Origin of the sequence: Micromonospora sp. NPDC050417, from assembly GCF_044458865.1 — a bacterium.
Lineage (GTDB): Bacteria > Actinomycetota > Actinomycetes > Mycobacteriales > Micromonosporaceae > Micromonospora_G.
In genome coordinates this window covers 1-6,662 of the sequence record NZ_JBITIH010000055.1, presented here as the reverse complement: position 1 = coordinate 6,662, position 6,662 = coordinate 1, and the positions used below count along the sequence as shown (strand labels likewise).

The window sequence follows — 6,662 nt, the reverse complement described above, 5'->3', positions numbered from 1 at the left end:
TTGTAAAGGGTACGGACGGGCCGGTAGACCAGGGCGATCGCGTCCCTGGCCTCGGTGAGTAGCCCCCCATCGGCGAGCTGCGCATGGCGGAGTAAATCCAGGAGGGTGTCGATGCCTTGCGGCCCCATTGGTGCCGTGTCGGCCGGGTCACCAACGACGTGCACGGGCACCCCGGTCTCGGCCGACAGCCGCACCATCCGCACGCCGGCCGGTTCGCCGATCCACGCGCGCGTCGCCGCCGGTCGGTCACCAACGGTGCCGACCAGACTCGGCGCGCTCACGGCCAGGTGCCCAACGGCCGGTTGGTCGGGGCCACTACCGAGGTAGTGGTTGACGGTCAGCATGTCCGGGGGTGGACCGGTGAAGGCGGTCCACGTGCCGGACGCCACCGGCTCGCCGTCGATGTAGATCCAGTAATCGGTGTTGGCGCCGTTGCGGAGCGCATCCACCCGGTAGTGGTGCAGGATGCCGTCGTAGGGGTCGTGCGGGTAGGTCAGGGCGGCTCCCGAGACTGACCCGTCGACCGATCCAGCGATCATGAAATAGGTCGCCTCGCCGGGGTTGCCGTTGCCTGCGTGGCCGAGGGACCACTCCCACTGGCCTCCCTGCCGCAGGGTGAACATGATGCTGTCGACGCCGATGTCCGTGCCCGCGTCGTAGCGGGCAACGGCCTCGAACGTCCAACTGGTCGCGCCTGACGGGGGGATGTTGACGCGTAGGCGCCCGCCGTTGCGGAGTCCGACCAGTGACGCTGCCCCACCTGAGCCGGCAACACCCCATTCGGCGGTGCCGTCAACGTCACCGGTGCCGATCTGGGTGACCCCTGGTGGTCTACCGATCTCGGTCATGGGCGGGCGGCCCACAAGCCCTGAGGCCGCCAGGTCGACGTCGCGGCCGTCCTCCAGCGGGTAGTAGGCGATCAACTCCGGGCCCGCATGGTCGAACGCCCTGCGCAGCGGCGACGAGAGCGGCCGGGCGCCCTGGCCGAGGCGGCGCAGGATGCCGGCCGCCTCGATCGGCACCCACCGGTCCCGGCCGGACAGGTCCCAGCGCGGAGGCCAGGCGGGGACCTCGGCGGTGACTCGGCGGCTGATGACCTCGTAGTTGTCAACCTGCACCAGGTACGGCTTGGTGGTGGTGTTACCAGTAACGAGCCAGATGTGGTGACCGCAGCGGCCGGGTTGGGTCGGGCCCTCGGTGGTGGATATCTGGAGCTGCCAGCCGAGCGGTTCCGGCCCGGACGCCGGCCACGCCTTGCACGCAAGCCGGCTACCAACGACCGAGGACCGCAAGCGGATCGGGGTGCCGTTGTAGGACAGCCCCGGGACCGTGGCCAGGGTGGCGAGGGTGATCAGGCCACCGGTGCTGTGCCACCGGGAGATCGTGAGTGACACCGATCCCGATGGGTTCATCGAGGCCCGGACGAACAGGCAGTCGCCGTTCTCCTGCACTCGGGCCACGTGCCCCACCACCAGGGGCGCCCCGGCGGTCACAGGGGCGATGATGGTGGTGACCTGCTCCACGTCCCGGTACGTGGCGAACAGCTCGGCCTTGTTGTAGTTGTCGGCGGTAGCCATCGAGCACCGGGCGGTCCCACCGGCAACGCTCCAGGTGGCACTGCCCGCGTGCCCCCACGCCTGACCGGTCGGGGTGACACCCCAGGCGCCCGACACCGCCCGGCCGAAGTCGTCACGGGCCATCCGGACACCGAGACGGAACGGGCTGTTCCGGCCGATCAGCCCGTAGTAGGGCGATCCCGGGTTGCGCGGGCTGTACTTCCCGTGCCGGTTGTTCAGCACGATCGAGCAGAGTCCAGGGTCGGCATCGGTGCCCTCGGACTGGATACCCCTGGTGATGGTGACCCCACCGCCGGAGTCGGCTACGCCCTGCCGCATGTCCTCGGTGATGTCAACCCAGCCCTGACCCTTGACGTACAACTCACCAACGATCGCCACCGGGGTGCTCATCCGGCGGCCCTCCCCAGCACCACCTGGACGTTGCCGCCCCGGCGCTTGACCGCACCGCGAAGCAGCTCCACCAGGAGGTCGTCAAGCTTGCTGCCGCTGGACTGAATGACGAGCACTGTGGGCTCACCGTTTCGTCCGGCCGGGGTGATGCGCTCGCCGGCCTGGAGCAGCGCGAGCACCTCCTCACCGGGCGCCCCGGGAACCACGCCACCGGTGTGGAACTTCGGCAGCTTCGGGGCGGAGATGCTGTTGCCGCCGACGTACGGCACCCACCCGGGCACCGTCCACGACAACCGACCGACCGTCCCGTTCCACGCGTCGCTGACCCGGTTGAACCCGGCGATGAACGGTGCGGAGATGAACCGGCCGACCGATGAGAATGCGGACTGGAGCCGGCCCGGCACCCCGGTCAACCAGTCGACCGCCCTCGATGACGTCGTTTGGACCCAATCCCAGGTGCCCTTGACCGTGTCACCGATCTTCGACCACGTCCACGACCAGAGGTCTTGGAACCAGGTCGTCTTCGTCGCGACCCAGATGATGCCGGCGACCAGGGCGCCGATCGCCACCACCACCAGCCCGATCGGGTTCGCGGTCAAGGCCACGTTCCACGCCCACTGGGCGGCGGTGGCGATACCGGTAGCGGCGGCACCGGCCAGTGCGGCGGTCCGGCCCGCGACGGTCGCCGCCGTGGCCTTGATTGCCGACAGGCTGACCGACTGGTTCGCCATCACGAGCAGGTTCGCCGCCCCGACCAGGCCGAGTGCGGCACTGGCCGCCAGCTCGATGTTCTGCCCCCACACCGACATCGCCGTCGGGTCCGCCGCCCTGGTCGCCTCGTTCAGGTCCAGCTGCGCCTGCTTCGCGTCGACGTTGGCCTGGGCGGCGTCACGGCCAGCCTGGGCGGCGTCCTCCTGTGCCTGCTTCAGGTCAAGCTGCGCCTGTTCGCCGTCGATCCCGGCCTGACGTAGATCCTCCTGCGCCTGCTTCAGATCCAGGGCAGCCTGCCGGGCCTCGATCGACCCCTTGCCGTGCTCCTTCACCGCGTCGTTGTAGTCCCGCTGTGCCTGCTCGGCGTCGATCCCGGCCTGCTCGATGTCGAGCAGGGATTGCGCCGCGTCGGCGCCGGCCTGCTTCGCGTCGAGCTGGGACTGGTTGAGATCCAGCTGGGCCTGGCGAAGGTCACCGAGTGCCTGGTCCGCGTCGACCCCGGCCTGCTCGACATCGGCCAAGGCCTGCGCCTGCTCGGCTGCCCGGTTCGCGCCGAGCTGCTGGAGATCGGACAGGGTGCTGATCGTGCCCCCGGCGTCGCCGATGGCGGTCGACATACCAACAGCGATGTCGGCGGTCCGGTCGAGTCGACTGCCATAGCCGGCCGTCGCGGCGTCCGCCCGGCCAATCTGCTGGCCTGCGTCCCGGGCGGCGTCGCCGACGCTCTGGGTCGCGGCGGCGGCCCGGTCAGCGGCCTTCTGCAACTGGGTCGCGTCACCGGCGAAGGTCAGCGTGACAGCGTTGCCGGCCATCAGTCCACGTCCAGCCCGGCGTCGGCGACGACGCGCAGCAGTGCCTGACCCAATGCGGTCTCGATGTCGGCCCGCTTGGCGTGGTACGCCGGGTACACGTACCGACCACCCTTCTCGAACGGGCGGTACGCCGGACGGCCCTTGGCTCGGCCCTCGCCGCCGTAGTCGAGCCACGGCACGTACGGCACCCGCTTCGACCCGGCCGACACCCGCGACGCGGTACGGGTCGACTTGGCCGTGACCGCCGCCCGGGCGCGACCGGTACGGCTCGGCATCATCGGCCGGGCCGCGTCGACCACGATGTTCGCGCCCTCGTTCAGGGCAAGACGGAGACCCTTCGGCGCGTCCGCGTCGAGCTTCTTCAGGCTGCGGTTGAACGCGGCCAGACCCTCGATCCGGATCGGTTCTGTCACCGCGCTACCTCCGTCCCCGTGACCGCAGCGACTCCAGTTCGGCCCGCTGCGCCTTGCGTGCGTAGTACATCTGCCAGGTCAGCCACTCATCGGCCGACATCTCGGCCCGCAACCGGGCCACCGTCATCCCCAGCTTCTCGGCCAGGAAGTGGTCGAACTCCAGTCCTGGGTCAGCTACCAGGGCTTTTGTACGACTCCTTGGCGGAGCCCTGGGCGATCCCCGACAGCTCGTTGACCCGGGTGGTGATCGCCTGGACGTCGTCGAAACACCCCGACGTCGTCATCCCGGCCGCCTCTTCCTCTGTCAGGACCGGGTCGACCAGCGCCAGGGACAACGAGTAGGGCTCCATGTTCTTGCCCTCGTTCACGCCGTCGCTGATGTCCTTGACCTCGCCCCGGGTCAACCCGCGCACCCGCACCGTGCCGCCGCTTGGAAGCGGCACGTCGTCCTCTCCTGGGCGGCGGCTCAGCAGTTCTTCCTTCGTGATGGCCATGTCAGCTCCCTGCCTGTGGGGTGGTGTCGATGTCGTCGGACAGTTGGAGATCGGCTGTCCAGGTGACCATGTCGGCCACCGGCGACGTCTCCACGTACTGGGTGACGACCGCGTCGACCTTGTCCTGTGGCTTGCCCGCCCCGGCGCCCTCGATCTGCCGGATCAGCTCGACCGTGGTGCCTACCAGCGGCTCGATCACGGCCCGGGGGCCGGCGGTTTCACTGTTGTCGTAGATGCCGCCCATGCTGGCGGTGCCGTTGCGCAGTCCGCCCTGGAACACGTGGGCGGTCTTGCCGTACCCGGTGATGTCGTGCGTGTCGGCCGACCGGGTCAGCTCGCTGGTGTTGCAGAACTCCGACAGGTCATCTCCGCCCAGCGTGATGACCGTGTCCTTACCGTGTGTCCGGGCCATGATCAGCTCCCCTTGCCCGTGATATCGAGATGGAACATGGCCGCCAGGTACTCCGTGGCGACGTAGGTGGCGATGTCGAACTCGACGGACGCGACCCGAACCGTGTCGCAGGCCGTGTACGTGTGCCGCTCAACCGCGGCCTTCACGCTGTGGTCGCCGGACCCGTCGGCGTACTTCGCGACCGCCCGTACGGCCTCCGGTGTCGTCGGCCGAGGGACCAGGATGATGACCGCCAGGTCCGGGATCCGGTCAGTGCCCCGGCCGTACGTGGCGTCGTACTCGATCCGCTCTGGCAGGGTCACCAGGGCGGTTTCTCCGCTGGCCCGCTTCACGCCCCACTCCGGCACGTGTAAGCCCTGGATCGTGTCGAGCGCGGCCCGGACCTCGTCGGCGACGTCGGCGACGTTCACTGGTCAGCCCACCCTTCGGCGGCGTGACAAGCCCGCGAGCGTCGTTGCCACGTCCGGGTCGAGCCGGGCCAGCAGGCGCAGTTCCGACCCGTCGGCCGGCGACCCGGCCACGCCGTACGGAGAGTCCCGCCGGGACGCCCACCGGGACACCTGGAGCTTCGCCGCGCCGACCGCACCCGCCGGGAACTCGGCCCAGCCCCACAGCGCCACCGCGACCAGCGGCCGTCTTGGGTAGCTGGTGAACCCCAGCCGCTCGTACGGCTTGCCCCGCTCCGGCGCGTCGTCCGGCAGCAACACCGCACCAGAGTCGGCTACCGGCACCCCTCCGACCGTCATCCCGGTGACGTCCTGGACGTCGTCCACCTCGACCAGCCACAGCCCGGACACGACGTCGTACATCGCCGGCCGGCGATACGTTCGCGCGGCCGGCGCATCGACCCGGCCGAACTGGCGGTTGGTCTTCTTGTCGATCGCCCGGGACGCGGCCGTACACCAGGTCGCCAGCTCATCGAGATCCACCTCAGGGGCACGGACGAAGTCAGCGGCAACCTCGGCGTCAAGGTAATCAGGGGCCCAGGGCACGACCGCTCCCTCAGAACGTTTGAAGGTCCGGCCGGCGCCGCCGGTCGACCCGGGCCAGCGCCTGAGTCAACTCGGCGACCTGCGCGGTCAGCACCCTCACCTCGGCACGCAGCTCCTCCACCTCGGCAGCCACCTGCGCCACCGTCACCCGCTGCGGTGCCTGCTCCGTCTCGGCCACCGTTACGCCCCCGTCGGGTCGTAGGCGACCTGCCGGACACCGTCGATCCGGGTGTTCGCGTGCGCCTTGTAGCCCCAGATCCCGATCTCGATCGTCTTGACCTGGTACTCGAACTGGAGCCGCTGCGGAGCGCTGGCCCAGCCGTGGACGTCCATCGGGTTGAACAACCACGAGTTGCTGGACGTCCCGGTCGGCAAGGTGGTCGGGCCGAGCGCCCACGACGGCACGCCGGTCACACCGCCCAGGTCGAGCGTGCCCCACCGCGGCGCGGCCGTACCGGTCGCATTCTGCGCGCCGATGATCGGGTACAGCCGACGGCCGGTGGAATCCACCGCGGCGGCGAACTTCTGGTACAGGTCGATGTGAACGGCGAACGCCCGGAACCGGTGGCCGCCCCGGATGAACTGAAGGTTGGTGTTCGCCGTCGACCAGGCGCCGTCGAGGGCGTCGTCGGCGGCACCGGCCGGGAGCGCGATGTCGGCGGCGGCGGTCAGCGTGTTGAGGAACGTCGCGGTGGCGTTCTCCAGATCCTCGAACCACTCCCGGGTCATCTGTCCCCAGAGCAGACCGCTGAGCTGCGGATTGCCACCCTGGTCCCATGCCTCACGGGTGATCTCCGCCTTGCCGGACAAGGGGCTTGGGGTGATGGTCTGGGTGGTGGTGACGTACGTGCCGGCGGTCGG

Annotated in this window: 9 protein-coding genes and 1 pseudogene; all 10 read right to left on the bottom strand. The window is 69.7% G+C overall.

Features of this window, described 5'->3' with window-relative positions:
- A pseudogene (locus ACIBF5_RS32515) lies at window positions 1–1,967 on the bottom strand (hypothetical protein); the annotation flags it as partial.
- The gene (locus tag ACIBF5_RS32510; RefSeq protein WP_396816726.1) at window positions 1,964–3,490 is read right to left on the bottom strand and encodes a hypothetical protein; all 1,527 of its coding nucleotides are present in this window, start codon (window positions 3,488–3,490) and stop codon (window positions 1,964–1,966) included. The pseudogene ACIBF5_RS32515 and the gene ACIBF5_RS32510, both read right to left, overlap by 4 nt.
- The gene (locus tag ACIBF5_RS32505; RefSeq protein ID WP_396816725.1) at window positions 3,490–3,903 is read right to left on the bottom strand and encodes an HK97 gp10 family phage protein; all 414 of its coding nucleotides are present in this window, start codon (window positions 3,901–3,903) and stop codon (window positions 3,490–3,492) included. Before ACIBF5_RS32505 ends, ACIBF5_RS32510 begins: the two co-directional genes overlap by 1 nt.
- Window positions 3,904–3,907: 4 nt before the next feature.
- Window positions 3,908–4,030: a hypothetical protein gene (locus tag ACIBF5_RS32500; RefSeq protein ID WP_396816724.1), complete on the bottom strand. Its 123-nt coding sequence runs from the start codon at window positions 4,028–4,030 to the stop codon at window positions 3,908–3,910.
- Window positions 4,031–4,073: 43 nt separating this feature from the next.
- On the bottom strand, window positions 4,074–4,397 hold the full coding sequence (locus ACIBF5_RS32495; RefSeq protein ID WP_396816723.1) for a hypothetical protein: 324 nt from the start codon (window positions 4,395–4,397) through the stop codon (window positions 4,074–4,076).
- 1 nt (window position 4,398) lies between these two features.
- Window positions 4,399–4,809 (bottom strand): hypothetical protein, encoded by a 411-nt coding sequence (locus ACIBF5_RS32490; RefSeq protein WP_396816722.1) that lies wholly within the window; start codon window positions 4,807–4,809, stop codon window positions 4,399–4,401.
- A 2-nt stretch (window positions 4,810–4,811) separates the two neighbouring features.
- Window positions 4,812–5,219: a hypothetical protein gene (locus tag ACIBF5_RS32485; RefSeq protein WP_396816721.1), complete on the bottom strand. Its 408-nt coding sequence runs from the start codon at window positions 5,217–5,219 to the stop codon at window positions 4,812–4,814.
- 3 nt (window positions 5,220–5,222) lie between these two features.
- A complete protein-coding gene (locus ACIBF5_RS32480; protein WP_396816720.1) occupies window positions 5,223–5,801 on the bottom strand; it encodes a hypothetical protein in 579 nt (192 codons plus the stop codon).
- Between the two features lie 10 nt (window positions 5,802–5,811).
- Window positions 5,812–5,979: a hypothetical protein gene (locus ACIBF5_RS32475; RefSeq protein ID WP_396816719.1), complete on the bottom strand. Its 168-nt coding sequence runs from the start codon at window positions 5,977–5,979 to the stop codon at window positions 5,812–5,814.
- A 2-nt stretch (window positions 5,980–5,981) separates the two neighbouring features.
- The coding region (locus ACIBF5_RS32470; protein ID WP_396816718.1) for a hypothetical protein at window positions 5,982–6,662 on the bottom strand (681 nt) is incomplete at its 5' end.